The sequence below is a fragment of the Bartonella sp. AP9QHHD genome (assembly GCF_042195625.1).
GTDB lineage: Bacteria > Pseudomonadota > Alphaproteobacteria > Rhizobiales > Rhizobiaceae > Bartonella.
In genome coordinates, this window is record NZ_JBHIOP010000121.1 from 40,787 (window position 1) to 67,002 (window position 26,216).

Consider the following 26,216-nt stretch of genomic DNA (forward strand, 5'->3'; position numbering starts at 1 on the left):
TAAATCTATCGTATTTTCCTAAGTTAGTGAAAGTATTTCAGGAGGAGGAGCGAGAAGTTCATTGGAGATATGGTTATCCAAATAGTGGGCACATCGTTCAATAAGTTTTTCATGACATCCACTGAAAAAGTGATTAGCCTCTTCCAATATTTCTTGTGTAATGATGATACCTTTTTGTGTTTTTAATTTATCGACAAGTATTTGAACATCTTTTGGAGGGGCAACTTTATCGATACCGCCATGAATGATAAGTCCAGAAGAGGGACAAGGTGCAAGAAATGAAAAGTCATAAACATTAGGCTGAGGGGCAACTGAGATAAATCCCTCAATTTCCGGTCGGCGCATTAAAAGCTGCATACCAATCCATGCTCCAAATGAGTATCCTGCTACCCAACAATTTTTAGAGTCTGGATGTTGTGTTTGCACCCAATCGAGAGCAGCAGCAGCATCTGAAAGTTCTCCTATTCCATAATCAAATTCACCCTGACTACGACCAATACCACGAAAGTTAAAACGTAAAGTTGTAAAGCCACGTTGTTGGAACATATAAAAGAGGTCATAGACAATTTTATGATTCATAGTTCCACCAAATTGGGGATGAGGATGCAAAATGATCGCAATGGGTGCATTTTTTTGTTGTGAAGGTTGATAACGCCCTTCGAGCCGACCCGCGGGACCGTTAAAAATAATTTCTGGCATAAAATGCTCCTTAATGCAATAAAAGGCTCTCTTTGACCCTGGTCGACTTTTACCATAGAATCTCTTAAATAATTATTAGATATTCTTTTTTTAGTGCACTTTTCAAGAAAAATGCGCTATTTTTTCAATCAATTCATAAGATTAATGATTGCGATGTAAAATGGTTATAAAACGCCGATATTTTGATCATAACGCAACAACACCGCTCAAAAAAGTGGCACGGATAGCGTTACTGGAATCTTTAGAGATATTTGGTAATCCATCATCGGTTCATAAGGAAGGGCGTGCCGCTAAAACTTTGTTGCAAAAGTCCCGTTGGCAAATCGCTGAAAATCTTAAAACAGATCCAGATCACGTGGTATTTACCTCTGGTGCGAGTGAAGCCGCAATGACTTTGTTAACACCTTTTTACAATATGGGGAAAGCAAAAGTTAAATTTTCTCATCTTTACCTTGGAGCGACTGAACATCCCTCTGTTGCAGAGGGAGGACGTTTTTCTAAAGAATTGATAAGCGTCATTGATGTTGATCAAGATGGGCTCATACAACAAGATAAATTAACATCACTCTTAACGGTTCACGATAAAACAAAAGGTTTACCTCTTGTTGCTATTCAAGCTGCAAATAGTGAAACGGGTGTTATTCAACCGTTAACAGAAATCGCCGCTATTGTTCGGGATTTAGGAGGCACTCTTATAGTTGATTTGACACAATATGTAGATAAAAATTTTGTGGATATTCATCAGTTAGGAGGAGACTTTTTTATACTGTCTGCCCATAAAATTGGCGGTCCTAAAGGAATTGGTGCTTTTGTTTCATGTGGTAATCTTCTCATGCCACACCCTCTTATTATTGGAGGAGGACAAGAAAAAGGTCTCCGTGGAGGAACAGAAGCATTGCCCCTTATTGCTGCTTTTGGGGCAGCAATGGCTGATTGCTTCACACAGGAGGAAATAAAACAGTTAATATATTTACGCAATAAATTAGAAGATGGACTACAAAAAATAAGTAAAAATGTTGAGATTTTTGGCAAAAGAGTTCAACGTTTGCCAAATACAACTTACTTTACCGTGAAAAATCTAAAAGCTGAAACGATGCAAATTGCTTTTGATTTAGAAGGGTTTTCTTTATCATCCGGCTCTGCCTGTTCTTCGGGAAAAGTAAAACAAAGCAAAGTGTTGGAGGCAATGGGGTATCATGTTCCAAATGGTGCCATTCGCATTTCGCTAGGGCGTGGCACAACTTCTGAAGATATTGATGATTTTCTGTCGTTTTTTTCTCAAATTATAAGCAGGAAAAAAGGGGAAGATTTATCATCAGAAAGTTATAAAAATTAGAATTATTTTAAAAATAAAATAAGTTTGATTGAAATTTTTGCACTTTACCTATAGCCTAGGAGATAACTTGCTTACTTTAATCTTGTAAAAAACAAGACTTTAGTTACCGGTTTTTGACGCCAAAAAATGGAGAAAATTTATGCCGGCAGTACAAGAAACGATACGCCAAGTACGTGAAATAGATGTTGACCAATATAAATATGGTTTTGAAACCAATATTGAAACCGATAAAGCTCCAAAAGGCTTAAATGAGGATATTATCAAATTTATTTCCGCTAAAAAAAATGAGCCTGAATGGATGCTAACATGGCGCTTAAAAGCTTACCGCCGTTGGATGACAATGCAAGAGCCTCATTGGGCGCGTCTTGAATATCCTAAAATTGATTTTCAGGAGCTTTATTATTATGCTGCTCCAAAAAATCATACAGGACCAAAATCTTTGGATGAAGTGGATCCTGAGTTATTAGCAACGTACGAAAAACTTGGCATTCCCCTTAAAGAACAAGAGATTTTGGCAGGAGTAAGAAAACAGTCTGATCCCTCCACTTTTGATGACAGTATGTCTGTATCGGGGCAGGTGGCTGTTGATGCAGTCTTTGATTCTGTTTCTGTTGTAACAACATTCAAAAAAGAGCTGGCACGTGCTGGTGTGATTTTTTGTTCTATTTCAGAGGCGATTATTGAACATTCTGAGCTTATTAAAGAATATTTAGGAACAGTTGTACCTATAAGTGATAATTATTATGCGGCCTTAAATGCAGCTGTCTTTACAGATGGTTCATTTGTTTATATTCCCAAAGGGGTTCGTTGTCCTATGGAGCTTTCAACTTATTTTAGGATTAATGAACGCAACACTGGCCAATTTGAACGAACATTGATTATCGCCGCTGAAGATTCCTATGTTTCTTATCTTGAAGGGTGTACAGCACCCCAACGTGATGAAAACCAACTTCATGCTGCTGTTGTTGAGCTTATTGCCCTTGAAAATGCAGAGATTAAATATTCTACAGTACAAAACTGGTATCCTGGCGATAAAGATGGAAAGGGTGGTATTTATAATTTTGTGACGAAGCGTGGAGATTGTCGAGGTGATAGCTCTAAAATTTCATGGACACAAGTTGAGACTGGTTCTGCGATTACTTGGAAATATCCATCCTGCTTACTCCGTGGTGATAATGCGCGTGGAGAATTTTATTCTATTGCTGTTGCAAACGGTTATCAACAAATTGATTCTGGTACAAAAATGATTCATTTGGGAAAGAATACATCCAGTCGCATTATTTCCAAAGGTATTTCTGCAGGTTTTTCAAATAACACTTATCGGGGACAAGTCACAGCGCATCGAAAAGCACAAAATGCGCGTAACTTTACGCAATGTGATAGTTTGTTAATCGGAAATGATTGTGGTGCGCATACAGTTCCTTATATTGAAGCAAAAAATGCAACAGCTCAGTTTGAACATGAAGCCACAACATCAAAAATTTCTGATGACCAACTTTTTTATGTTATGCAAAGAGGAATTCCCGAAGAAGAAGCTATCGCATTAATTGTAAATGGTTTTGTAAAAGAGGTCATTCAAAAACTTCCCATGGAATTTGCTGTCGAAGCACAAAAGCTTATTAGTATTAGCCTTGAAGGTAGTGTTGGATAATTTTATTTAATTAGATAAATAGAAGACTTTATGTAAAAAGGCTGTAACGGTAGCACATAATGCTAAAAATGACCTCTATGGTAATTACAAAAGTAGATGGATGCTAAGGTAAAATAATACGCATTGATATCTGAAAAACAGCCAAAACAGGATTAAATTATGTTAGAGATCAAAAATTTGCACGCCCGTATTGCTGAAACCGATACAGAAATTATTCGTGGTTTAAACTTGACAGTTCAAGATGGAGAAGTTGCTGCTATCATGGGACAAAATGGAGCCGGAAAATCAACTTTATCTTATTTGCTTGCTGGTCGTGATGATTATGAAATAACAGAAGGAGATATTCTCTATAATGGACAATCACTTTTAGAAATGGATCCAGCAGAACGTGCTGCATATGGTGTTTTTCTTGCATTTCAATACCCAATGGAAATACCAGGGGTAGCAACAATGGAATTTTTAAAAGTTGCGATGAATTCTCAACGCAAAGCGCGAGGTGACGAAGAACTTAAAATTCCTGAATTTATAAAATGTGTTAAAGAAGTTTCAGCCAAACTTGAAATAGATATGGATATGCTAAAGCGTCCATTAAATGTAGGTTTTTCAGGTGGAGAAAAAAAACGCGCTGAAATTTTACAAATGGCACTTCTTGAACCTACACTTTGCATTTTAGATGAAACGGATTCTGGTTTAGATATTGATGCACTAAAAATTGTTGCAGATGGTGTTAATAAGCTTCGGGATTCAAAACGTTCATTTTTGGTGATTACCCATTATCAACGGCTGCTTAATTATATTATTCCTGATACGGTACATGTTCTTTATAAAGGACAAATTATCAAAAGCGGTGATAAATCCTTAGCGCTTTATTTAGAGCAAAATGGGTATGCTGATCTTATTAGAGAAGCGGTTTGAGGTTATTAAATATGAATGCACAGCAAAACTTGTTAACGGTTGAAGAAAATATACTCAGTAATTTTAATCAGTATGTAAACCACTTACCTGGTGATAAAGCTGTACAGGAAATCCGCAAGAAAACTATTGAGCAGTTTCAAACGACACGGCTTCCTTCCCGTAAAATAGAAAGTTGGCATTATACCAATTTGCGTACCTTACTGAAGTCTATTAGCAATTTTTCAAAAGTTCAAGACAATCAATTGGTTGATGCATTGCTTTCAGAAAGTGCTGTTTTCTCCATAAACAATGGAAAAACATCGATAGAGTCAAAGGTAGACAACATTGCAGTAAAACGCCTTTCAGACGCATTAGAAGATAATTCTGTACAGATAAATCAAAACATTTCTGATGAAGATTTTATTGGACAGTTAAATACAGCTTTTGTTACAGATGGTTGGCTTTTTCACATCCCTGAAAATACAAAGTTAAATATCCCCATTGAATTACAAAATATACAAATGGGGGGACAATCTCATATTTTTTCGGATATAAAAGTTGATAAAAATAATCAAGTTATGTTTATTGAACATCAGGTTGGCAATGATAAAGATACCTTTGTCAGTTCAATATTTTCATTAAATGTTGCTGCTGATAGTGATGTTACGTGGATTCTCATTCGCAATCGTGATTTTAATTCTACACAATTTGGTCGATTTTGTGCTGTTCTTGATCAAAGAGCGAAGTTATCACTTTATGTCATTAATATAGGGAGCCAATTAAATCGCCAAGAAATCAATATTGAATTACAGGGAGAAGAATCTGATTTTCAATTACGCGTCATAAATTTATTATCAGGACAAACACATAGTGATCTTACAATGACTGTTCGTCACGTGGAAGAAAAATCAACATCAACCGAAATTATACGCAATGTGGTTACAGATAAGGCTGTTGGTGTTTTCCAAGGAATAATACGTGTTTCTCAAAAAGCGCAAAAAACAGATGCACGCATGGCTTGTAATAGCCTTATTCTTTCAGATGATGCAGAATTTAATGCAAAGCCTGAACTGGAGATTTTTGCTGATGATGTTGCATGTGGTCATGGTGCAACAGTTGCTAATATTAATCATGATTATCTTTTTTATCTTATGACACGTGGTATCCCTTTTAAAACGGCTCGTGCGCTTTTGATTAAAGGATTTATCTCTGAGCTCATTGATGACATCAAGCAAGATAATATTCAAATCGTTTTAGAGAATATCATTAGTAAATGGCTTGAAAAAAATGTTTAAGGTAGAAAAAATGGAAAATAACGTACAAACATTTACTTATAATGTCGAAGAAATTCGGCGTGATTTTCCTATTTTGCACCATCAAGTTTATGGAAAGCGATTAGCATATCTTGATAGTAGTGCTTCTGCCCAAAAACCAATGTCAGTACTCAATGCAATGAATAATTATTATCACTATAGTTATGCTAATGTGCATAGGGGAATGTATTTTTTAGCCAATATAGCAACACAATCCTATGAAAATTCTCGTGAAACCGTTCGTGTTTTTCTAAATGCTCAAAAAGCTGAAGAAATTGTTTTTACGAAAAATGCAACAGAAGCTATTAATACTGTTGCTTATGGTTGGGCGATGCCAAAACTCAAAGAAGGTGATGAGATTGTTCTAACGATCATGGAACATCATTCAAATATTATTCCTTGGCATTTTCTCCGTGAACAAAAAGGTGTTAAACTTATTTTTGTTCCTGTCGATGAAAATGGTGTTCTGCACATTGAAGATTTCCAAAAGGCTTTAAGCGAAAAAACGCGGCTTGTTGCTATAACGCATATGTCCAATATATTAGGAACTGTGCCTCCTGTTAAAGAGATTATTAAGCTAGCACATCAAAATTCTATTCCTGTTCTTGTTGATGGTTCTCAAGGAGCAGTACATTTAACCGTTGATGTACAAGATCTCGATTGTGATTGGTATGTCTTTACAGGTCATAAGCTTTATGGTCCCACTGGTATTGGTGTTTTGTATGGTAAAGAAGATAGATTAGAAGAAATGCGTCCTTTTCAAGGGGGAGGGGAAATGATCGAGGAGGTAACAACCGATAAGGTTTTTTATAATGCTCCTCCTTACCGTTTTGAAGCAGGCACTCCTCCTATCGTTGAAGCTATTGGATTAACTGCGGCTATTGATTATATACAAGAGAAAGGTCGTAGCACAATTCATGCCCATGAGAGGTCCCTTTTAGCTTATGCACAGGAAAAACTTAAAATGGTTGAGTCATTGCGTATTTATGGTCATTCTCCCAATAAAGGAGCTATTATATCATTTACAATTGAAGGGATTCACGCCCATGATATCGCTATGTTTATTGATAGAAAAGGGGTTGCGATACGTGCGGGAACTCATTGTGCACAGCCTTTATTACAGCGCTTTGGTCTAACATCTATTTGCCGCGCATCGTTAGCCATGTATAACACTCAAGAGGATATAGATCAATTAGTAGAAGCATTGCAAGAAACAAGGACATTTTTTAATGGCTGAATCAATTGAAGAGCGTCATTCTACAGAATCCGTTGAAACTGTAAGCGAAAATAAAAAATCTTACATATCAGCAATTCCAGCAGACGAAATTGATCGTATGACAAATGATATTATTTCTGCTCTCAAAACAGTTTATGACCCAGAGATTCCTGCTGATATTTATGAGCTAGGACTGATTTATCGTATTGATATTGAAGATGATCGTTCAGTAAAAATTGAAATGACTCTTACAGCACCGGGATGTCCTGTTGCGGGTGAAATGCCAGGGTGGGTAGAAAATGCAGTCAGTGCAGTTGAAGGGGTTTCGTATGTTGAAGTCACTATGACTTTTGATCCACCATGGACACCTGATTGTATGTCAGAAGAAGCTCAAATTGCTGTCGGATGGTACTAAAAGTATTGTTAAGAGACTCTAATTTAGCCATTCATGAATAAGCTGTTTACTTTTCATAAGCGTTTAAATTTAAGGACGATCGCATGAGTTATAATAAACAAAAACTAGAACTCACTTGGATTGGAAAAGAAAAACGCCCAAAACTAGAACCTCGTATCTTATTAGAAGATCTTGAAAAATCTTATCACGCTTCGCATCGAATATCATCCCAAGATATTTTTGATAATAAACTTATTTTTGGTGACAATTTGCTCGCACTCAAAGCGCTTGAACAAGAATATATGGGGAAGGTAAAATGTATCTATATCGATCCGCCTTATAATACAGGCAATGCCTTTGAACATTATGAAGATGGTTTAGAGCATTCCATATGGCTCAGCCTTATGAGAGACAGGCTAGAATTGTTACATCATTTACTGGCGGATGATGGAAGTATCTGGATATCAATTGATGATGATGAACAAGCCTATCTTAAAGTGATGATGGATGAAATTTTTGGTCGCCAAAATTTCATCAACAATATTATTTGGCAAAAGAAATATGCTCCACAAAATGATACAAAATGGCTTTCTGATAATCATGATTTTATAATGGTTTATGCCAAAGACAAAACGATTTGGCGCCCTCAATTGCTTCCTCGTTCAAACGATATGGATGCGCGCTATAAAAATCCTGATAATGATCCTCGCGGTCCTTGGAAATCTGGAGATTTATCTGTAAAAAGAGTAACACCTAAGGATATTTATGAAATCATCACACCTTCTGGACGCAAGGTAATGCCTCCTAATGGTAGAAGTTGGGCTATGAATAAAAAAAAATTCTTTGAATTATTGAATGATAATCGTATTTGGTTTGGTCCAACAGGAAGTAATGTTCCTTCTATGAAACGTTTTTTATCAGAGGTAAAAAATGGTATGGTTTCAATGACCATTTGGCCTTATCAGGAAGTTGGCCATAATCAAGATGCAAAAAAAGAAGCCAAAGTCTTCAATTCTGATAGTGTCTTTACAACTCCTAAACCGGAACGTTTAATGGAACGCATTATTCAACTTGCCACTAATCCCGGTGATCTTGTACTGGATTCTTTTGCTGGTTCTGGCACAACCGGTGCTGTTGCCCATAAAATGGGAAGGAAGTGGATTATGATTGAACTTGGTGAGCATTGTCACACCCACATTATCCCTCGTTTAAAACAAGTCATTGATGGAACTGATCAAGGGGGAATTTCCAAAAGTGTCAATTGGCAAGGTGGCGGTGGATTCCGTTATTATCGCCTTGCACCTTCTCTGTTGCAAAAAGATCCATGGGGACAATGGATTATTCGTCGCGAATATAATGCTGCCATGCTATCAGAAGCCATGTGCAAACATATGGGATTTACCTATGCACCGGATGAAAATCATTATTGGATGCAAGGGTATTCAACCGAAACAGATTATATTTATGTCACAACGAGCGCCATGACCCATGCACAACTCTGTATAATGAGTGAAGAGGTAGGCTCTCATCGCACGTTGCTGATTTGTGGTACAGCCTTTGATACAAAATCAGCATCCTTTGAAAATCTGACACTCACTAAAATCCCCCGTGCAATATTAGAAAAATGCGAATGGGGAAGGGACGATTACAGTTTAAATGTAGCCAATCTTGAACCAGTGATTGTGGTAAAAGAAAACAGCAAAAATAAAGATATTGCGCAAGCAGAATTAGATCTATTTGAATAATATATAAAAAGCGGAGTTTTTCATGAACACTGTTGAAAAAAGGATTTCTGCTCGCTTATCGTTGCGTGATCCTCAACGTGAATCTTTAAATATTTTGGTAAAAATCTTAGAAAATATAGAGCTTTCTAAAAATGCTGATTTGGTTGCAGAGTTAGAAGTGATAAAAAATCTTTATCCTTCTGTACAAGATTTTGAACGAAACTTTCCCTCTTTTTGTTTTACCTTAGCAACGGGTGTTGGGAAAACGCGACTTATGGGGGCTTTTATCAGCTATCTTTATTTAACAGGTCGTAGTCGCCATTTTTTTGTTTTAGCGCCAAATTTGACTATTTATGAAAAGTTAAAACAGGATTTTAGTCCCAAAAGTCCGAAGTATGTTTTCAGTGGAATGAGTGAATTTATTGCCAATAGACCCGTTATTATTACAGGTGAAGATTATGAAAGTGGTAAAGGTATTCGCGTTGATGAACACCATATTCAAGGACAAAAGCGTTTGTTTGAGAATAGAGATACGGCCTTTATCAATATTTTTAATATTTCTAAAATTAATACAACGGATAATAAAAAAGGCGCACTAAAATCTAGTATTCCGCGAATTAAACGCTTACAAGAAACGATTGGTGAAAGTTATTTTGATTATCTCGCAAATCTTCCTGATTTAGTTTTGTTAATGGATGAAGCACATCGTTATCGAGCTTCTGCTGGTGCGGCAGCAATTAATGAGTTAAAACCTGTTTTAGGAATAGAGCTTACAGCGACACCAAAAACAATAGGTGCAAAACCCGTAGATTTTAAAAATGTTGTCTATAGTTATTCACTTGCAGAGGCTATGAGAGATGGTTTTGTAAAAGAGCCTGCTGTTGCTACACGTAAAGATTTTCAACCTCAAAATTATACATCTGAACAATTAGAACATATCAAATTACAAGATGCAATTCATGCTCATGAAAACGTGAAAGCAGATTTAATTGTCTATGCAAAAGATTATAACAAAAAGTTCGTTAAGCCTTTTATTTTAGTTGTCGCTCAAGATACAAATCATGCACAGAAATTGCGTGATTTATTGGAATCAGATGATTTTTTTGCAGGAGCTTATAAGGGAAAAGTTATAGAGATTCATACAAAACAGTCGAATATAGAAGAAGATCAAAATATTCAAAAGCTGATTGCAATTGAAGATTCTCATGACCCAACAGAAATTGTTATTCACGTTAATAAATTAAAGGAGGGGTGGGATGTTACGAATCTCTATACTATTGTACCGTTGCGTGCATCGGCTTCAGAAATTTTAACAGAGCAAACAATTGGGCGTGGATTGCGTTTGCCTTATGGGTATAGAACAGGCGTGGAAGCTATTGATCGTTTAACAATTATTGCGCATGATCGTTTTCAAGATATTATTGATCGTGCAAACGATCCAAACTCAATTATAAAAAAGCATATTGAGATTGGAACAGGAGGGAATATCCCCTTTGAAAAGACCGATATAGTGACAGTTCCAAGTCAAGTAGAAGCTTTATTGATGCAAACGATGGTAATACGTAATTCCGATATAAATGGAGCATCTTCTGATTTACAAGGTATCATATTACGTCATACAGATTCCCCTACATTAACACCTGAAGAGCAAGATATTGCAGCGATCGCGTGGGATCTTATCAAAGAGAATGATAAATTGCCAAGTTCTCAAATGCTTTGTTCTGCACAGATACAAGAAAAAATTGCTAATAAAGTTATGAATATTAAGCCTTCATCACAAAAGTCTCTTGTATCAAAAGTGGTGACAATTCTGACAAAACAATTAACAGAACTGATAATAGATATTCCAAATATTATACTCATACCTTTGCGTGATGTTACTTATGGTTTTTATGACTTTGATTTAAAAAATCTAGAAAGCTTAAATTTTCAACCTGTTAGTAAAGAACTTTTAATTCGAGAATTGCGTACCCATAAAAGCATTTTTCTCACATCTAAGAATGAATATGTCAAAGAGCCTTATCTTGAAAACTACATCATTCGTGGTTTGATTGATAATGACTTTGTCGATTATGATAACCATACGCTCTTATTACGAAAATTAGCTAGTCAGATAGTAGAACATTTCCGATCTTATTTACCCAATGATACAGCTGTTGAGAACGTATTAATTCACTATCAGCACAAGCTTACTAGTTTTATTGTTGCGCAATTAAGAGAACATCAATGGGAAACGCAAAAAGATTATGCGGTTAAAGTTACACGAGGTTTTACAATTTTACAACCTATCCATTATGTGTTGCCGCAAGGGACGTCTCCTCTTGATTTTCGTAATATTCCTGCCATTAAAAGCGATATTAAAAAACTTGTATTCAGCGGCTTTAGAAAATGCTGTTATCCTTTACAAAAGTTTGATTCAGTAGAAGGGGAATTACGATTTGCTCAAATATTAGAGGATGATGCACAAGTCTTGAAATGGATGAAACCCGCTCGAGGTTTTTTCAGAATAGAATATGATAAAAGATCAATCTATGAACCAGACTTTGTTGTAGAAACGAAGGATGCCAAATATCTTTGTGAGCCTAAAAAAGCCTCTGAAATGCAAAATCCTATTGTTTTAAAAAAGAGAGAAGCTGCAGTTCAATGGTGTTGTCATGCAACGCGCTATGCGGCGACTTATGGCGATAAAAAATGGTATTATGTTCTTATTCCCCATGATGCTATTAAAGCAAATAGTAGTTTTGAAGGTTTGTGTGCAGAGTTTACCATTTCAGAATCTATACTTGAGAGCTTATAACTTTTTGCTTCAAAAATAAAACACATAAGTTTTTTAATTGACGGGTGTGAGGTTTAATCAAATGTTTGAATAATTATTTTTAACTTTTTTCTAACGACGTTAAAATAAAAAGAAAAATGTATAGAAAAGTTATACAAGATTATGCTTTTGTATGGGGATTTGTAGCACATTTACACTTTTTTATAAAAGTACAATCTTATTTTCATTATGTGAAAAGATCTTTGAGTTATAATCATAAATTAAAAAAAATATTTTAATTTTATTGAGTAATTTGATAAATGTTCTTTTTTTAAAAAACTTAAACAGTTTATTGTTCTTTCATTTAAAACGCCTGAATATAATGAAATACCCAGAGGATAAAAGGGGGAGTTTTTCATATGACTTTAAATTTAACAAACACTGTTTTTAATTTTTTAAAGAAAAACCCGACAAAAAAGTTTACAGCTCGAGAAATTGCTCAATGGATATTTGAAAATTACCCAGAAAAATGCCGTCAAAAACAAAAGAATTCAACGGCAATAATCACTCCCCTTAATAGTGATGCGGCTCTTATTCAGCAAATTGTTGCTGAAATAGGGGCAAAACGCCCTCAGTTACAAAAGCGTTATTCAGAAATTAAAACCACTGAAGGACGACCGAGACAATATTATTTTACTGAACAAACAGATAGTGCTGAAATTGATGCAATAGAGGACAATGCAAAGAGTAGAACAGAAGATGGCTCTGTTAAAGAGCATGATCTTTATCCATTATTATCTAAATTTTTATGGTCAGAGCTTGCAGTTTATAGCAAGCGCATTAATGAGAAATGTTCTCGTAATAAACATGGTGCAGGCGGAAATAAATGGCTTTATCCAGATCTCGTAGGGATGCAAGATTTAAGCAAGGAATGGAATCGTGAAATCAAAGACTGTGTTTTGCAATATTTTGATAAAAAGACAAAGCTTTGGTCTTTTGAAGTAAAAATTCTCATCAATCGTTCAAATTTACGAAAAGCATTTTTTCAAACAGTTAGTAATTCTTCATGGGCTAATTTGAGTTATTTAGTTGCTAGTGAAATTGAAGGAGTTGATACATTAAAAGAGCTTCGGATGCTTTCAAGTTTGCATGGAATTGGATTTATAAGACTTAATAAGGAAAACTCTTCCGAGAGTGAGATCTTAATTCCTGCCAAAGAACGTAGTGATATTGATTGGGATACTGCTAATAGATTAGTGGAGGAAAACAAAGATTTTCTTGATTATATTAAGCTCATTCGTCAATTTTATCAAACTGGTGAGATGCGTCCTCTAGATTGGGATCATATGTATCTATGAGGGGTATTTTTAAAAAGACTCTATTGTTTAAAAGCCTTTTTTCAGAATGATGAAAAATTACTCTAACTATTTTATTTGTCTTATTATATTGGTATAATATGTTGATTTACTAATGATAATTAGTCTTTAAACTTAAATGAGGGGAATGAATACCCTAGTATTCAATCCTTTCAAACCATCTCATATTGATATTGTATCAATTAAAATTTTTCTCACGTACCTCATGAGTAGGGTTGAGTAGGGGAAGAGTAAAAATTCTGTTTTAAGCCTGTTCTATTTTGTGCATTGAGCGTGATTCCATTAGATACTAGACTTAATGATTATAATTTATTATAAATTTGCTATTATAGAGGGTGAAATTCGACTTTTTTGCTTTGTTTACATCAAGCATGGAAAATATTACTTCCTCATATTGAAGTCTTCTTACGGAGAATTTACACTACTATTTCTTTAATTTCCATTGCTGTTCGTTTTGATGATTACTAAGCTTTTTGTTATCCGAAGTAAACATTCAAAAAAACATTAATTTTATAAAATATTCACATAGTTTACTCAATTTCTTGAAATAGATTTAAAAAATAAATTTCTCTCACACCTTATGGTAAAGGAAGTGTGTACTGTCGCAGTCTGCCGCAATACTCTCTTTATTTTTCAATAATACCGCACGCTAAACGTGCACCACCTCCGCCAAGCGGTAATGGTTTATCTGATTGATTATCAGCCCCTAAATGAATGACTAAAGAGCGCCCTTTAATTTCAGAGATTTTTTTTAATCGTGGAGCAAGAACGCTCATTATGGCATATCCCTGCTTATCAACATAAAGTGCTGGTAAATCACCAAGATGACCATTGACATTATAAGGTCCTAAATGTTTTCCGGTATGTTCCGGATCATAATGTCCACCTGCGCTTCCACCAATTATGCCATCTTTTGTATCACATGAAGGATTTACATGTACATGAAAACCATGCATTCCTTCTGATAAAGTAGATAAATTAGGGATGAAAATCAAACCGTATGTGGTTTCTTCAATTTTAATGCTACCAATAGCCTTTTTGGAATTGTTATATTCTAATTTATAAATATTTACTTGTTTTGATAGTGCTAATGCAGAATTTTTATGAATTAAAAATGCCATAAAAAACAATAATGATAATAATATTTTTTTCATAAAATACCTTTATACTTATATTTTAATATATTGTTGTCTATAAATAACAATCTATATTAATGATATATTATATAAATGTCTTAAATTTAACTTTAAGAAAAATAATTTACATAGAAATATTCTGTTATTAGAAAGAGCAAATAAATTAAAGTGTGTTTATATATATTTCTGAACATAACTTTTATTTTTTGATCTATAAAAAATACAGCTTTTATGGATGGATAATTATATCTCACTTACATTTCTTCAAGAGATGCTTTTAAAAAATCTACTTTTTGAGGTATAATAAGAAATTAAATAAGGAATTTTAGTAAGTTAGCTATTATTTCATTTACAATATGATGATCGTTTCATCAAAAAAAGAACATATAATTTGTTGATGATTTAATTGTTTTTCATAGAAAAAATGACGAGAAATTTCTATTCATTATGAAATTTATAAGAGAAAAAATTATTATGATTCATATAAATTTCCCAATAAAATACAGCATATACCGACACTCCCTCCCATTCCTGATCCTATCAGTGCTCCTATTATTATTCCGGAAGAAAGTGCTACTCCTATACCCATTGCGATAACTGGACCAAATCCTGGAAGAGCAATATAACCATAAGCTGCAAGAGTTGCCGCGATAGCTCCTGATATGCTACCATTTAAACCGCCAATGAAAGCAAATTCTTTAATAGAATGGTAGCACTTTTTTAATTTTTTTTTCTTACAGCTGTGAAAAGAAACGTTGCTGTAAGTTTTTAAATCAATCATATTCTTTTCTTTCATTTTGAATGCTAACTGTTCCTGAATAGTCAACGGATACGAAAAAATGGGACTTTTTAAATTTTACTAAAGCACGCCAGATACCATTGTCATCTAAGCGCAATCGTTTAATATTCTCAAAACCATTTTGCATAAGACAATTTTTAACTTGTGAAGCAGTAAATGAGTTCTGACCTATTTTAGTGACCTTTTGAGTAGAGCTATAGGTAAAGGTTTGACAATAAGGAAGGTGAAAAACTTCACTTATTGAAGTCGTGACTATCAACGAGACACATGCAATCATTATAAAAAAAGTACTTAATTTCAAAAAATTATTTAGTGTCATCTTGTTACCATTTGTTGAAACAACACTTCATTAACCTCTGTGTTACTAACAGGTTCCAAAGATGATTTTATTTTTAATATTATACTTAACAATAAAAATTTTTGAAAATATATTGATTAAATAAAACTGTTTTTATTTATTTTCTTATTAAAATTAATTTTATAAAATAACTTTTTCAAAACGGTATTATTTTTCATTTTATTTATAGTTCTAAATTTAACAGCTATGATTTAGCAAGATATCTTTATAATTTAATTTGTAGTATATAATTCAGTTTTCTCTTATTTCATATCAACATACTAAATATATATAATAATTTTTAATAAAAAATAATTTACAGTTATATTAATTAAACATGTTATTATTATAAATAAATCAAATAAATATAATTAATTATTTTAATATAAATTGTTACTTCTTAGAAAGAACAAAAATATTTTTTATATTAGTAATAGATATGATTCAAAATGCAATTTATTATTTATTATTTTACGTTATTATCCATTATTGCTTAGTAGAGCTGTTTTGATGATTTTGTTGGAAATATTTGCATAATTTCCTTAAATCCATAACCGGGATACATTCCTTCGCGCATAAATAAATTACGTAATGGTGGGAAACTATGCAACAAACCAAGCCCAATGCTTCGTATGATATGAACAGGCAACATATGAGAAAGTAGAGCAGAGTTCAGTGTATGAACAGCTCCACTTCGGATTAATATATCTGGTTTGCGGCATTTGTTATAATGTGCAACAATCATTTCAGAGTTAGAATTGGATATTTTATTGGGTAAAATATCAATTAAAGTTTGGACATCACGGAATCCTAAATTTAATCCCTGTGCCCCAATAGGGGGAAAAACATGAGCGGCTTCACCCACTAAAATTGTTCGATTAGCAGCAAAATGATGAGAAAGAAGTCCGAAAATCGGCCATGCTTGAATTGATGTTTCTAAGCTTAGCTTTCCAAGCATTGATTGCATTTGGTTTTCGATCATTTTTGCAATTGTTTTTGGTTCTATATTTAATAATTCCTCAGCGCGGGAAGGATGAACAACCCATACAAGACTAGATCTTCGTCCTGGTAGTGGAACCTGTGTAAATGGACCGTGTTCTGTATGAAATTCAGTTGATGTATTTTGATGAGAAAACTCATGAGAAAAGTTGAGAACAAGTGCTTTTTGTGGATAATTCCACTGTTTCACACTTATCCCTGCTGCTGCACGTGTAAGAGAGTGACGTCCATCAGCTGCAACAACAAGTGGTGCTTGAATAATTCTATGATCAGCAAGAGTAATGCATACATGGTTTTTTGTGTGATGAACAGATTTGGCTACAGAAACAAATCTTGTAATATTGGGCGTATGTGTAACAGCGTCGACTAAAGCACTATTCAATTTTATATTAGGTATATTATAGCCAAAAGCTTTTTCGCCAATTTCAGTAGAAGAAAAATGCACCGTAGGAGCATGCACAATTCTAGAAGTTATATCTATAATTCTCATGGACGATAAAGCAGCTGCATGTTTTTGAAGATTATCCCAAATATTGAGTTTTTGAAGCATGCGTATTGCAGGCATCATAAGAGCCGTTGTCCGTAACTCATCTGTATGAGCAGGGGGCCCAACAAGAAAAACAGAAAGCCCCTTCTGTGCAAGACTCAGCGCAGCTAACATTCCGACAGGACCTGCACCAATAACAGCAATATCTTTATGCTCTTCCTTTTCAAATATCACAACGATTTGAACCTTTATTCATTGAGAAAATATTTTAACATTTCCAAATGATCTCTCTCTTTTTATTATATGAAGCTCTTCTATTATTATAGTATGTAATAAATAATGCGATATAAAAAAGTAACCTTTTTATGATTTTTTTAAATGCTGAGTTATATCATCGTTAAAAAATGGCGTATTGATAGATGGTTGAAGACTTTAAAAACGAGGATAAGAAAACCTTGAAACGTAAATTAACAAAGAAAATCAAAACAAATGCTAAATTATTACGCCATAAAAAAGTAACAATGCCACAAGCAAAGGCCTTTTCCGTTCATTTACTAACAGCTTCGGGATCATTTTTAGCGTTTCTTTCTCTTATATCAGCCTCTCAAAAAGAATGGACAGCTATGTTCTGTTGGCTTGGGCTTGCTCTTCTCGTTGATGGTATAGATGGACCAATTGCACGCAAACTTGATGTTAAGTACGTTCTTCCAACATGGTCTGGAGAGCTGTTAGATAATATTATTGATTACGTGACTTATGTCTTAATTCCTGCCTTTGCACTCTATCAAAGTGGTTTCATGGGGGTAGGGTTATCATTTTCATTGAGTGCAATTATTGTTATTTCATCTGCTATTTATTATGCAGATACTAGTATGAAAACCAAAGAAAACTTTTTTAAAGGATTTCCTGTTGTTTGGAATATGATGATTTTTACGCTTTTTGTCGTCAGACCAGGAGAGTGGATTACTTTTATCATTATTGTTTTATCGGCGATTATATCTTTTTTGCCAATTTATTTTATTCATCCAGTAAGAGTACTTCGTTTACGTAGAATTAATTTTCCCATTTTTCTCTTATGGTGTTTTTTTGGTATTTCTGCCTTCTTTTATCAACTAGAGGCTCCCTATTGGGTTAAAATAGGAATTTCGGTAACAGGAATTTATACATATTGTATTGGCGCAATCATGCAAATATTTCCTAAACTTGGGGCAAAAAGTATAAAAAAAACAATGAAATAATTGTTTTAAGAAGGGTGTGAGATGCAAATTAATTTTGGAGCAGATGATGATATTTCTTTTACGAAAGAAGGGCGTGCTGGTATTATAAAGCTCACACGTCCTTCAGCATTAAACGCTCTTAATCAACGAATGGTTTCAGCTTTAAAAAAAGCTCTCAGAACATGGGAAACAGATGATAATGTTTCTTGTGTCTTAATTGAAGGGGAAGGGCGTGCTTTTTGTGCTGGTGGAGATGTTGTAGAAATCTATCATATGGGGAAAAGTGCTGCTGCTTGTCAATACTTTAGAAATGAATATAGTTTAAATGCTTATATCAAACATTTTTCAAAGCCCTACATTTCTTTCTTAAACGGTATTTGGATGGGAGGAGGGGTAGGTATTTCTCTCTATGGCTCGCATCGAATTGTTACAGAAAATACAGTTTTTGCTATGCCAGAAGGTGCGATTGGATTTTTCCCAGATGTAGGTGCAAGTTTTTTCTTACCATCTCTTCCCAATCATTTTGGTATCTATCTTGCATTAACGGGCGCACGTATAAAGTGGGGAGATTGCTTAAATTTAGGATTAGCAACACACGCCGTTGCTGAAACTGAATTCGATATGATTAGAAAAGCTGTTATTGAGCAAGGAGATCCTACTTTAGCTTTAAACGAGCGAGCAATTACAAAAGACTATGAAACAAGTCATGAAATACGTTGTATTATTAACACTTGTTTTAGTGCACATACCTTAGAAGAATGTCTTGAGTTGCTACATAAAAAAAGCAATGAAGATGTTTTATTTGCTAAAGAATGTTATGATATTTTGCAGTCACGTTCTCCGACAAGTTTAAAAGTTATCTGGAAACAAATGAAACAAAATTCATCTCAAACGTTGGAAGATTGTATGAAAATTGAAAACCGCATAGCGTATCATATGATTCATTCACATGATTTTTATGAAGGTATACGTGCTATGTTAATCGATAAGGATAAAAGACCTCAATGGCAACCAGATAAACTTTCAAATGTGACAGATGAAATGGTAGATTCAGATTCTTACTTCCAACCTGTTGAACAAGAGTTATTATTGTGAAAAATAATTCTCACAAACAGATTTCAAAAATCAATTTAATCTATAACTGTTACTTACGGTTTTTGGCATTTATTTGCTTAGTTCTAGGTATTTGTTATTGGATACGCCTTGTTGGGGTTTTTCCAGGTATTCTATGGCGTTTTGATCTTATGCCTTGGCAGTGGCAATTTGCATCAGCTATATTGGCTATTCTCTATCCTATTGCCTTAGTTGGACTTTGGATGTATTCACTATGGGGTATCATTGTGTGGTGTATTGCAGCGTTGATTGAAGCAATAACAATATATTATTCCGATTTTATTTATCAGCCATTTGTACCATTATTTCATGGAATATTGTTTTTAGCTTTTATAGTACTACAAATTGTAATTATTTTTTTTAAAAGAGTAAAAAATAAAAAAACATTGTGATTAAAATTTTCGAGCCAGAATAACAGGCTCAATTTTCGATCTTAGCTAACTTAACTAGCTCAAGTAGCTCATTTTAAAGCTTCGTTCCTCAAAACACTGATGCTAGCTATATTTCTCCATAAAGTTCCATAATATATATTATGCGATAATATGATGCAGAAGATAAATCCTTTATCCAAAAAGAAAACCCTCCTTTAAAACATCATCATATTTATATCATACAATTTACTTTTAAAATAAAATTTGGTCTTTAAAGTACATTCCTTAAAGACCAAAAATAGTGATAGTGATAATGAAATTACGTATAATAAAACTAAGAAAAATTATTGTGCTATTTGACAACGTTTCGTACGTGCAAGATCACTCAAAACAGCATTACGGTTATTTAAAGCTGAAATTTCATTACTTTCACTGGATTTAGGATCTATAAAAAACAAAGCAGGAAGAAATACAAGACTTGTTGCTGCTAAAGCCGCATTTTTATTTCTTGCTTTATAACGCTCTCTAATTGTAGCATCGATTTGGCGCTTATTAGCAAAAAATTCCCGTTGAATATCAGAACAACTCATTGTTCCATCATGTAATGTGGTAACTGGAATATTTTTTTCTAAACGCCCCCCACATGCTGTCAAAAAAAACGCTAAAACGACAATACATACACCCCATTTAAAATTTTCTTTATACATAAAAACCTCACTTTTAACACAAAATGTTTTTAATGAGATTTAAATAGAGCAAAAGTAAGATTAAAATTTTAACAAATATACTATCAACAAAAATATATTTCGTTAATAAGTTCACGCATCTGTTTAAAAAGTAAGACCTTGATATGCAAGGTTTTACATAGGATGGGACGTAATTTACGACCACATTGTAATTATGTGTGAGTAGAGCTTCAATGATGAGAACATCCAAATCCATTAATTTCGATTTGGTCTTTAAGGTATATTCCTTAAAGACCAAAAAATGAAATTACATATGATAAATAAGAAAAATTACTGTACTATTTTACAACGTTTCATACGTGCAAGATCACTCAAAACAGCATTACGATTATTTAAAGCCGAAATTTCATTGCTTTCACTGGATTTAGGATCCATAAAAAACAGAGCAGGTAAAAATACAACACCTGCCGCTGCTAAAGCTACATTTTTATTTCTTGCTGTAGAACGCTCTCTAATTGTATCATTAATCTGTCGTTTATTAGCAAAAAACTCCCGTTGAATATCGGTGCAACTCATTGATCCATCATGTAATGTTGTCGTTGCAATATTTTTTTCTAAACGCCCCCCACATGCTGTCAAGGAAACTGCTAAAACGGCAATACATACACCCCGCTTAAAATTCTTATACATAAAAACCTCATTTTAAACATAAAAAAGTGATATTTATGTCAAAAATAAAACAAAATAAAGGATAATCTTCAAAAAACTTTATTTAACGTAAAATATTGTATGAATAAGCTTATGCAGTTGTTTCGAAAGTAAGGCCCTGATACGCAGGTTTTACATAGGATGGAACGTAATTTACGACTGCATTATAATCCAGCGATCTATCCATATGTGTGAGTATTGCTTGTTTTGGCTTTAAATATTTTATCCATTGTAATGCTTGATCAACAGAAAAATGACTTGGGTGAGATTTAAATTGAAGGGCTTCGATGATGAGAACATCCAAACCCATTAATTTGGATAATGTTTTTTCAGGAAATTCACTAACATCCGTACAATAGGCAACGTTCCCAATCCGAAAACCTAAGGAATGAATGTTTCCGTGGTGTTGTAAATGTGTATTGACGCTTATTTTTCCGCCCTGCCCCTGAATAATAAATTGGCTATCTTCATTGATAAGATGCTCTTTTAAAATGGGAGAATAAGATGAATCTTTTGGAGTTTGAAAACAATATCCGAAAGCACTTTTGAGATGCTCTAGTGTAAATCTGTCGGCATAGATATCTATTAAACATTTTTGTGCAAGTGCATAGCTGCGTAAATCATCAATACCGTGGATATGGTCTGCATGAGAATGCGTGTAAAGAGCAGCATCAAGATGGCTTACACGCGCATCGATCATTTGTGAGCGAAAATCTGGACCTGTATCAATAACGATCGTTGTTTTGCCTCCTGAAGGTTTAATACGTTCAACTAATAAAGAACTTCTGTAGCGTTTATTTTTAGGGTTATTCGGATCACATGTTCCCCAATCACCATTAGGTCTTGGCACTCCTGGAGAAGGACCACAACCTAATATTGTAAATCGGTATTGATCACACATATCTTTTGCCTTATTTCATTTTGCTAAATAAACGAAAAGCATTACGCGTTGTTATTTGAGCTGTTTCTTCAATGCTTAAGCCAATTGTTTCAGCCAAAACAGCTGCTGTATAACATACAAAAGATGGTTCATTTGTTTTGCCCCGATGGGGACTAGGTGCTAAAAATGGAGCATCTGTTTCCACTAACAAATGCTCATGGGGCACAATTTTTGCTATTTCACGGATTTCAAGTGCGTTTTTAAAAGTAAGAATACCCGAAAAAGAAATATAACCACCAAGTTCAATTCCAGCACGAGCAAGTTGCATTCCAGACGAATAACAATGAAGGATAAAGGGAAAAGCTCCTTCTTTTATCTGTTCACGTAATATTTTCTCCATATCGATATCGGCATTGCGTGAATGTATAACAAGAGGAATCTGTGTTTCTCGAGAAGCAATGATATGTTCTTGAAAAACTTTCTTTTGCTCTTCTGGTGTAGAGTAATCATAATGATAATCAAGGCCCCCTTCCCCAAACGCAACAATTTTAGGATGATTCGAGAGCTGTATAAGCTCTTCCGCTGTAATATTTTGTTCTTCATGCGCGTGATTGGGGTGTGTTCCAACGGAACAAAAGACTTGATCATAGCTTTGCGCAATGGCTAACAGTTTATCTAACTTATGAACATGGGTTGAAATTGTTATCATACGTTTAACGTCAGCATCTAAAGCCCGTTGGATAACATTATCCAAATCTTGTGAAAAGTCTTCAAAATCAAGATGACAATGTGTATCAATCAACATGATGAGTGTCTTCTTTCTTCAAGATATAACGAGGAAAAATTGGTTCTGGTGGTGGAAGATCAAGCCCTTCTTGAATTTTTGAATGACTTATATGATACAATAACCGATCATCTTCAGCAACCGCAAGGCTATCAAGAAGTTTCGTTGCTGATTGGGGTATGAAAGGCAAAAGCATAATTCCTATTCTCCGCAAGATTTCTACAGTTATATAAAGAACTGTAGAAAATCGTTCTCGATCGTTTTTACGTAAACTCCAAGGTTGTTCGTTGGCAAAATAGCGATTGGCATCTGCTACAATTGAAAAAATAGCTGAAAGTGCTAAATGCATACTATAAGAAGACATAGCTTGGTGTACAGTTTCAAGTACTTGAAGAGATTGTTCTAAAAGCTGTTTATCTTGAGCTAAAAATAAAGCTGGTTTCGGGACTTGTGCATTACAATTTTTGGCAATCATAGACAAACAGCGCTGTGCTAAATTACCAAGATCGTTAGCAAGATCAGCATTAATACGGTTCACAAGGCTTTCATGACTATAACTACCATCTTGTCCGAATGGCACTTCACGGAGAAGGAAATAACGGACCTGATCAAGACCATAATGATCAACCATTTCAAAAGGATCAACGACATTTCCAATAGATTTTGACATTTTTGCACCACGATTAAGTAAAAAACCATGTGCAAAAATATTTTTAGGCAATTCAATTCCAGCAGACATTAAAAATGCCGGCCAATAGACTGCATGAAAACGAATAATATCCTTACCAATAATATGCGTATTTGCAGGCCAAAAATCACGTTTTTTTGAATTTTCATTGAAAAAACCTATTGCTGATAGATAATTTGTAAGCGCATCAACCCAGACATACATCACGTGCTTTGGATTCTCAGGAACAGCAATTCCCCAGTTAAAACTTGTGCGTGAAATAGAGATATCTTTTAATCCCGATTTGATAAAACTTATAATTTCATTACGCCGCTCAAGTGGCAAAATAAAATCAGGATATTTTTCATAATATTCAAGAAGAGCCTTTTCATAACCAGAAAGTCTAAAAAAATAACTTTCTTCTTCATTCCATTCAACTGGAGAGCCTAATTCCTTCTCGCGACGGATGTTGTCTGCTCCAACTTCTGTATCTTTCTCTTCATAATACGCTTCTTGGCGAACCGAATACCACCCCGTATAACGACCGAGATAAATATCGCCATTTGCTTCCATCTTTTTCCAAATTTCTTGACAAGCTTGATAATGGCGTTCTTCTGTCGTACGGATAAAATCATCATTAGAACAATTTAATACTGCAAGCATTTTTTGAAACACCGCACTATTACGATCTGCAAGTTGCTGAGGTGTCATGCCTAATGCAGCTGCGGTTTGTTGCATCTTGAGACCATGCTCATCTGTACCAGAAAGAAAAAATACATTTTTTCCGTTTAACCGTTGAAAGCGGGCTAAAACATCGCTTGTAATGGCACTATAAGCATGTCCAATATGTGGAGCAGCATTAGGATAAAAAATGGGAGTTGTTATGTAATATGTGTCACGCATGTCATACTCGTTGTAAAACGCTATAAATAGAAGATATAATGACATAACGCTTGTTCATCGCATTGTCACGGAAAAACTAATTCTCATGAATGATCTTATGAACTTTAAAAAGTAAGTTAATAACAAACTGCTTTTTATCGAGATTAAACAGTTGTATTTCCTCTATTTCTTGATGAATCTCCTGCCATTTTTCCGCATATTTTTTTGAGAGAAATAAGTCTCCCTTTTCAACGAGCATGATAGCTTTTTTTTGAATTTTATTAAGAATTTCATCACAAAATTGTTGAAATTGGAATGTAGAAGAAGCAGATGAAAATGTTTGTGCAAGAGTATGTACAATCGTTGCATTACAAACAGGTTTCTCTAGGAGAGCATCAATTGTTTTAATAACTTCAAGACCGCCATGGCAAATAAGTAAAGCGGCTTTTCGAGGACTTCCTTTAGATTTTTTAATAATCATTTCAATTGTTTTTTCATCAGGTAAATCCTGATCGGCGAAAATATGTATAATAACTTTTTTCATTTCATCGTTATTCAACGGACGAAAAGAAATTTTTTGACACCGTGAATGGATTGTTGGAAGCAATTTTCCTGAAGAATGTGCGATAATAACAAATAACGTTTTTGTAGGTGGTTCTTCAAGTATTTTGAGAATTGCATTTGCTGCATTTCTATTCATATCATCTGCAGAATCAATAATAACAATACGCCATCCATTATCTTGCGATGTTCGACTTAAAAAATGCATAATATCACGGATATCATCAACGAGTATTCCTGTTTTAAACTTTTGTGTTTTCACATCAAATCGACGTGAAATATACAAAAGACCAGGGTGACTTCCTTGTGTAATTTGGCGCCATGGGGTAGAATAAGGATCGGGTTTCAAGAAAGAACTCTGTTGAAAACTTAAAATGTTCCAAGCAAGATGAAAGGCTAATGTAGCCTTTCCAATCCCGTATTCTCCTTCAAATAATAATGCATGATGCAAACGCTCTTCTTTAAGCATTTGTGTCAAAAAATGACGCACATCCTCATGACCAAAGATAACATTGTTCTGGGATGGTGATAAAATTGTATCAATATCATCATATTGGCGTAAGGTATTTAAATTACTCATGAAAGCTGATCCAACAATACCTGATGACAAATATTTTTTATTTGATGAGCAATAGCTTCCACTGAGCCAGTGGCATCAATGACTCGAAATCTATGGGGTTCTTGTTTGGCCAATTGAAGAAAAGCCTGACGTCTTTGTTCTTGAATTTCCAACTGATCTTTTTCAAAATAATCAATTTCTTCTGTTTTTTTTCTTCGTAAATTTGCACGCTTCATACCACACATTGCTGGCATATCTAATAAAAATGTTAAATGAGGCAAAATACCATTGAGCGCAATACACTCTAAAACAGAAAGAAGAGAAGAACTGACTCTATTATTGAGTCCTTGATAAACGCGTGTAGAATCAATAAAGCGGTCACATAAAACGATTTTACCTTTTTGCAAAGAAGGTGCAATAACTTCATGAAAATGGTCAGCGCGTGCAGCTGTAAACAAAACAGCTTCAATCAACGGTCCATACTGTTGCGTCTGCCCCGACAACAAAATATGCCGGATTGCTTCTGCTCCTGGCGTTCCTCCTGGTTCTCGTGTTGTAACAACATCATAACCTTGGTGAGAGAGAGACTCAGCAAGTAAAGAAATCTGCACCGTTTTTCCTACCCCCTCCCCTCCTTCGAATGTAATAAAATAACCTGACACGTATGACCTT

At 34.4% G+C, this 26,216-nt stretch carries 24 protein-coding genes and 1 pseudogene; 12 read left to right on the forward strand and 13 right to left on the reverse strand.

Features of this window, described 5'->3' with window-relative positions; genetic code table 11:
- Positions 1 to 18 precede the first annotated feature (18 nt).
- Positions 19 to 699 carry an alpha/beta hydrolase gene (locus ACFIK4_RS09805; protein WP_375613441.1) on the reverse strand — a complete coding sequence of 227 codons (681 nt, stop codon included), beginning with the start codon at positions 697 to 699 and terminating at the stop codon, positions 19 to 21.
- A gap of 160 nt (positions 700 to 859) precedes the next feature.
- On the opposite strand from ACFIK4_RS09805, the gene ACFIK4_RS09810 reads away from it, so the two are divergent.
- The 9 genes from ACFIK4_RS09810 (at position 860) to ACFIK4_RS09850 (ending at position 13,340) form a co-directional block, all read left to right on the forward strand.
- The gene (locus tag ACFIK4_RS09810; RefSeq protein ID WP_375675843.1) at positions 860 to 2,035 is read left to right on the forward strand and encodes a cysteine desulfurase family protein; all 1,176 of its coding nucleotides are present in this window, start codon (positions 860 to 862) and stop codon (positions 2,033 to 2,035) included.
- 139 nt (positions 2,036 to 2,174) lie between these two features.
- Positions 2,175 to 3,686: a Fe-S cluster assembly protein SufB gene (sufB, locus tag ACFIK4_RS09815; protein WP_375675844.1), complete on the forward strand. Its 1,512-nt coding sequence runs from the start codon at positions 2,175 to 2,177 to the stop codon at positions 3,684 to 3,686.
- A 159-nt stretch (positions 3,687 to 3,845) separates the two neighbouring features.
- Positions 3,846 to 4,601: a Fe-S cluster assembly ATPase SufC gene (gene sufC, locus ACFIK4_RS09820; protein ID WP_375618156.1), complete on the forward strand. Its 756-nt coding sequence runs from the start codon at positions 3,846 to 3,848 to the stop codon at positions 4,599 to 4,601.
- An 11-nt stretch (positions 4,602 to 4,612) separates the two neighbouring features.
- Positions 4,613 to 5,875: a Fe-S cluster assembly protein SufD gene (gene sufD / locus ACFIK4_RS09825; RefSeq protein WP_375675845.1), complete on the forward strand. Its 1,263-nt coding sequence runs from the start codon at positions 4,613 to 4,615 to the stop codon at positions 5,873 to 5,875.
- Positions 5,876 to 5,885: 10 nt separating this feature from the next.
- Positions 5,886 to 7,130, forward strand: coding sequence for a cysteine desulfurase (locus ACFIK4_RS09830; protein ID WP_375618154.1), 1,245 nt, complete (start codon positions 5,886 to 5,888; stop codon positions 7,128 to 7,130).
- Positions 7,123 to 7,524 carry an SUF system Fe-S cluster assembly protein gene (locus ACFIK4_RS09835; protein ID WP_375636727.1) on the forward strand — a complete coding sequence of 134 codons (402 nt, stop codon included), beginning with the start codon at positions 7,123 to 7,125 and terminating at the stop codon, positions 7,522 to 7,524. The genes ACFIK4_RS09830 and ACFIK4_RS09835 overlap by 8 nt, the downstream gene beginning before the upstream one ends.
- 83 nt (positions 7,525 to 7,607) lie before the next feature.
- Positions 7,608 to 9,248: a site-specific DNA-methyltransferase gene (locus tag ACFIK4_RS09840; RefSeq protein WP_375675846.1), complete on the forward strand. Its 1,641-nt coding sequence runs from the start codon at positions 7,608 to 7,610 to the stop codon at positions 9,246 to 9,248.
- A gap of 22 nt (positions 9,249 to 9,270) precedes the next feature.
- Positions 9,271 to 12,024, forward strand: coding sequence for a DEAD/DEAH box helicase (locus ACFIK4_RS09845; RefSeq protein WP_375675847.1), 2,754 nt, complete (start codon positions 9,271 to 9,273; stop codon positions 12,022 to 12,024).
- A gap of 377 nt (positions 12,025 to 12,401) precedes the next feature.
- Entirely contained in the window at positions 12,402 to 13,340 is a 939-nt protein-coding gene (locus tag ACFIK4_RS09850; protein ID WP_375675848.1) for a COG2958 family protein, read from the forward strand.
- 644 nt (positions 13,341 to 13,984) lie between these two features.
- Here the strand turns inward: ACFIK4_RS09850 and sodC are convergent.
- The 4 genes from sodC to ACFIK4_RS09870 all read right to left on the reverse strand — a co-directional run bounded on the left by sodC (position 13,985) and on the right by ACFIK4_RS09870 (position 17,350).
- A complete protein-coding gene (gene sodC / locus ACFIK4_RS09855) occupies positions 13,985 to 14,512 on the reverse strand; it encodes a superoxide dismutase [Cu-Zn] SodC (RefSeq protein ID WP_375632234.1) in 528 nt (175 codons plus the stop codon).
- A gap of 454 nt (positions 14,513 to 14,966) precedes the next feature.
- Positions 14,967 to 15,290 (reverse strand): hypothetical protein, encoded by a 324-nt coding sequence (locus ACFIK4_RS09860; RefSeq protein WP_375675849.1) that lies wholly within the window; start codon positions 15,288 to 15,290, stop codon positions 14,967 to 14,969.
- Complete coding sequence (locus ACFIK4_RS09865; protein WP_375611907.1) at positions 15,268 to 15,612, reverse strand: hypothetical protein; 345 nt, start codon at positions 15,610 to 15,612, stop codon at positions 15,268 to 15,270. The genes ACFIK4_RS09860 and ACFIK4_RS09865 overlap by 23 nt, the downstream gene beginning before the upstream one ends.
- Positions 15,613 to 16,123: 511 nt before the next feature.
- Positions 16,124 to 17,350 carry a UbiH/UbiF family hydroxylase gene (locus tag ACFIK4_RS09870; RefSeq protein ID WP_375675850.1) on the reverse strand — a complete coding sequence of 409 codons (1,227 nt, stop codon included), beginning with the start codon at positions 17,348 to 17,350 and terminating at the stop codon, positions 16,124 to 16,126.
- A 185-nt stretch (positions 17,351 to 17,535) separates the two neighbouring features.
- Between ACFIK4_RS09870 and pcsA the strand changes: the two genes are divergently transcribed.
- Genes pcsA through ACFIK4_RS09885 form a run of 3 tightly spaced genes read left to right on the forward strand, consistent with a single transcriptional unit; the run spans position 17,536 to position 19,838 of the window.
- A complete protein-coding gene (pcsA, locus tag ACFIK4_RS09875; RefSeq protein ID WP_375611909.1) occupies positions 17,536 to 18,354 on the forward strand; it encodes a phosphatidylcholine synthase in 819 nt (272 codons plus the stop codon).
- 21 nt (positions 18,355 to 18,375) lie between these two features.
- Positions 18,376 to 19,428: an enoyl-CoA hydratase/isomerase family protein gene (locus ACFIK4_RS09880; protein ID WP_375675851.1), complete on the forward strand. Its 1,053-nt coding sequence runs from the start codon at positions 18,376 to 18,378 to the stop codon at positions 19,426 to 19,428.
- Entirely contained in the window at positions 19,425 to 19,838 is a 414-nt protein-coding gene (locus ACFIK4_RS09885; protein WP_375613429.1) for a DUF6163 family protein, read from the forward strand. The genes ACFIK4_RS09880 and ACFIK4_RS09885 overlap by 4 nt, the downstream gene beginning before the upstream one ends.
- A 323-nt stretch (positions 19,839 to 20,161) precedes the next feature.
- Here the strand turns inward: ACFIK4_RS09885 and ACFIK4_RS09890 are convergent, their stop codons facing one another.
- The 8 genes and pseudogenes from ACFIK4_RS09890 to tmk all read right to left on the reverse strand — a co-directional run bounded on the left by ACFIK4_RS09890 (position 20,162) and on the right by tmk (position 26,206).
- Positions 20,162 to 20,524 (reverse strand): hypothetical protein, encoded by a 363-nt coding sequence (locus tag ACFIK4_RS09890; protein WP_375618144.1) that lies wholly within the window; start codon positions 20,522 to 20,524, stop codon positions 20,162 to 20,164.
- A 123-nt stretch (positions 20,525 to 20,647) separates the two neighbouring features.
- A pseudogene (locus ACFIK4_RS09895) lies at positions 20,648 to 20,789 on the reverse strand (MBL fold metallo-hydrolase); the annotation flags it as partial.
- A gap of 44 nt (positions 20,790 to 20,833) precedes the next feature.
- Complete coding sequence (locus tag ACFIK4_RS09900; protein ID WP_375606871.1) at positions 20,834 to 21,193, reverse strand: hypothetical protein; 360 nt, start codon at positions 21,191 to 21,193, stop codon at positions 20,834 to 20,836.
- A gap of 109 nt (positions 21,194 to 21,302) precedes the next feature.
- On the reverse strand, positions 21,303 to 22,112 hold the full coding sequence (locus ACFIK4_RS09905) for an MBL fold metallo-hydrolase (RefSeq protein WP_375675852.1): 810 nt from the start codon (positions 22,110 to 22,112) through the stop codon (positions 21,303 to 21,305).
- A 10-nt stretch (positions 22,113 to 22,122) separates the two neighbouring features.
- The gene (locus tag ACFIK4_RS09910; protein ID WP_375638403.1) at positions 22,123 to 22,896 is read right to left on the reverse strand and encodes a TatD family hydrolase; all 774 of its coding nucleotides are present in this window, start codon (positions 22,894 to 22,896) and stop codon (positions 22,123 to 22,125) included.
- Entirely contained in the window at positions 22,886 to 24,445 is a 1,560-nt protein-coding gene (metG, locus tag ACFIK4_RS09915) for a methionine--tRNA ligase (RefSeq protein ID WP_375638404.1), read from the reverse strand. The genes ACFIK4_RS09910 and metG overlap by 11 nt, the downstream gene beginning before the upstream one ends.
- A 76-nt stretch (positions 24,446 to 24,521) precedes the next feature.
- Positions 24,522 to 25,565 (reverse strand): DNA polymerase III subunit delta', encoded by a 1,044-nt coding sequence (locus ACFIK4_RS09920; RefSeq protein WP_375632226.1) that lies wholly within the window; start codon positions 25,563 to 25,565, stop codon positions 24,522 to 24,524.
- Positions 25,562 to 26,206, reverse strand: a complete 645-nt coding sequence (tmk, locus tag ACFIK4_RS09925; protein ID WP_375613423.1) for a dTMP kinase — start codon at positions 26,204 to 26,206, stop codon at positions 25,562 to 25,564. The genes ACFIK4_RS09920 and tmk overlap by 4 nt, the downstream gene beginning before the upstream one ends.
- Between the last annotated feature and the right edge of the window lie 10 nt (positions 26,207 to 26,216).

Bases quoted from the DNA above. Each gene is read 5' to 3' on its own strand.
- ACFIK4_RS09805 (WP_375613441.1), bottom strand. From the start codon at position 699: ATGCCAGAAATTATTTTTAACGGTCCCGCGGGTCGGCTCGAAGGGCGT.
- ACFIK4_RS09810 (WP_375675843.1), top strand. From the start codon at position 860: ATGGTTATAAAACGCCGATATTTTGATCATAACGCAACAACACCGCTC.
- sufB (WP_375675844.1), top strand. From the start codon at position 2,175: ATGCCGGCAGTACAAGAAACGATACGCCAAGTACGTGAAATAGATGTT.
- sufC (WP_375618156.1), top strand. From the start codon at position 3,846: ATGTTAGAGATCAAAAATTTGCACGCCCGTATTGCTGAAACCGATACA.
- sufD (WP_375675845.1), top strand. From the start codon at position 4,613: ATGAATGCACAGCAAAACTTGTTAACGGTTGAAGAAAATATACTCAGT.
- ACFIK4_RS09830 (WP_375618154.1), top strand. From the start codon at position 5,886: ATGGAAAATAACGTACAAACATTTACTTATAATGTCGAAGAAATTCGG.
- ACFIK4_RS09835 (WP_375636727.1), top strand. From the start codon at position 7,123: ATGGCTGAATCAATTGAAGAGCGTCATTCTACAGAATCCGTTGAAACT.
- ACFIK4_RS09840 (WP_375675846.1), top strand. From the start codon at position 7,608: ATGAGTTATAATAAACAAAAACTAGAACTCACTTGGATTGGAAAAGAA.
- ACFIK4_RS09845 (WP_375675847.1), top strand. From the start codon at position 9,271: ATGAACACTGTTGAAAAAAGGATTTCTGCTCGCTTATCGTTGCGTGAT.
- ACFIK4_RS09850 (WP_375675848.1), top strand. From the start codon at position 12,402: ATGACTTTAAATTTAACAAACACTGTTTTTAATTTTTTAAAGAAAAAC.
- sodC (WP_375632234.1), bottom strand. From the start codon at position 14,512: ATGAAAAAAATATTATTATCATTATTGTTTTTTATGGCATTTTTAATT.
- ACFIK4_RS09860 (WP_375675849.1), bottom strand. From the start codon at position 15,290: ATGAAAGAAAAGAATATGATTGATTTAAAAACTTACAGCAACGTTTCT.
- ACFIK4_RS09865 (WP_375611907.1), bottom strand. From the start codon at position 15,612: ATGACACTAAATAATTTTTTGAAATTAAGTACTTTTTTTATAATGATT.
- pcsA (WP_375611909.1), top strand. From the start codon at position 17,536: ATGGTTGAAGACTTTAAAAACGAGGATAAGAAAACCTTGAAACGTAAA.
- ACFIK4_RS09880 (WP_375675851.1), top strand. From the start codon at position 18,376: ATGCAAATTAATTTTGGAGCAGATGATGATATTTCTTTTACGAAAGAA.
- ACFIK4_RS09890 (WP_375618144.1), bottom strand. From the start codon at position 20,524: ATGTATAAAGAAAATTTTAAATGGGGTGTATGTATTGTCGTTTTAGCG.
- ACFIK4_RS09900 (WP_375606871.1), bottom strand. From the start codon at position 21,193: ATGTATAAGAATTTTAAGCGGGGTGTATGTATTGCCGTTTTAGCAGTT.
- ACFIK4_RS09905 (WP_375675852.1), bottom strand. From the start codon at position 22,112: ATGTGTGATCAATACCGATTTACAATATTAGGTTGTGGTCCTTCTCCA.
- ACFIK4_RS09910 (WP_375638403.1), bottom strand. From the start codon at position 22,896: ATGTTGATTGATACACATTGTCATCTTGATTTTGAAGACTTTTCACAA.
- metG (WP_375638404.1), bottom strand. From the start codon at position 24,445: ATGCGTGACACATATTACATAACAACTCCCATTTTTTATCCTAATGCT.
- ACFIK4_RS09920 (WP_375632226.1), bottom strand. From the start codon at position 25,565: ATGAGTAATTTAAATACCTTACGCCAATATGATGATATTGATACAATT.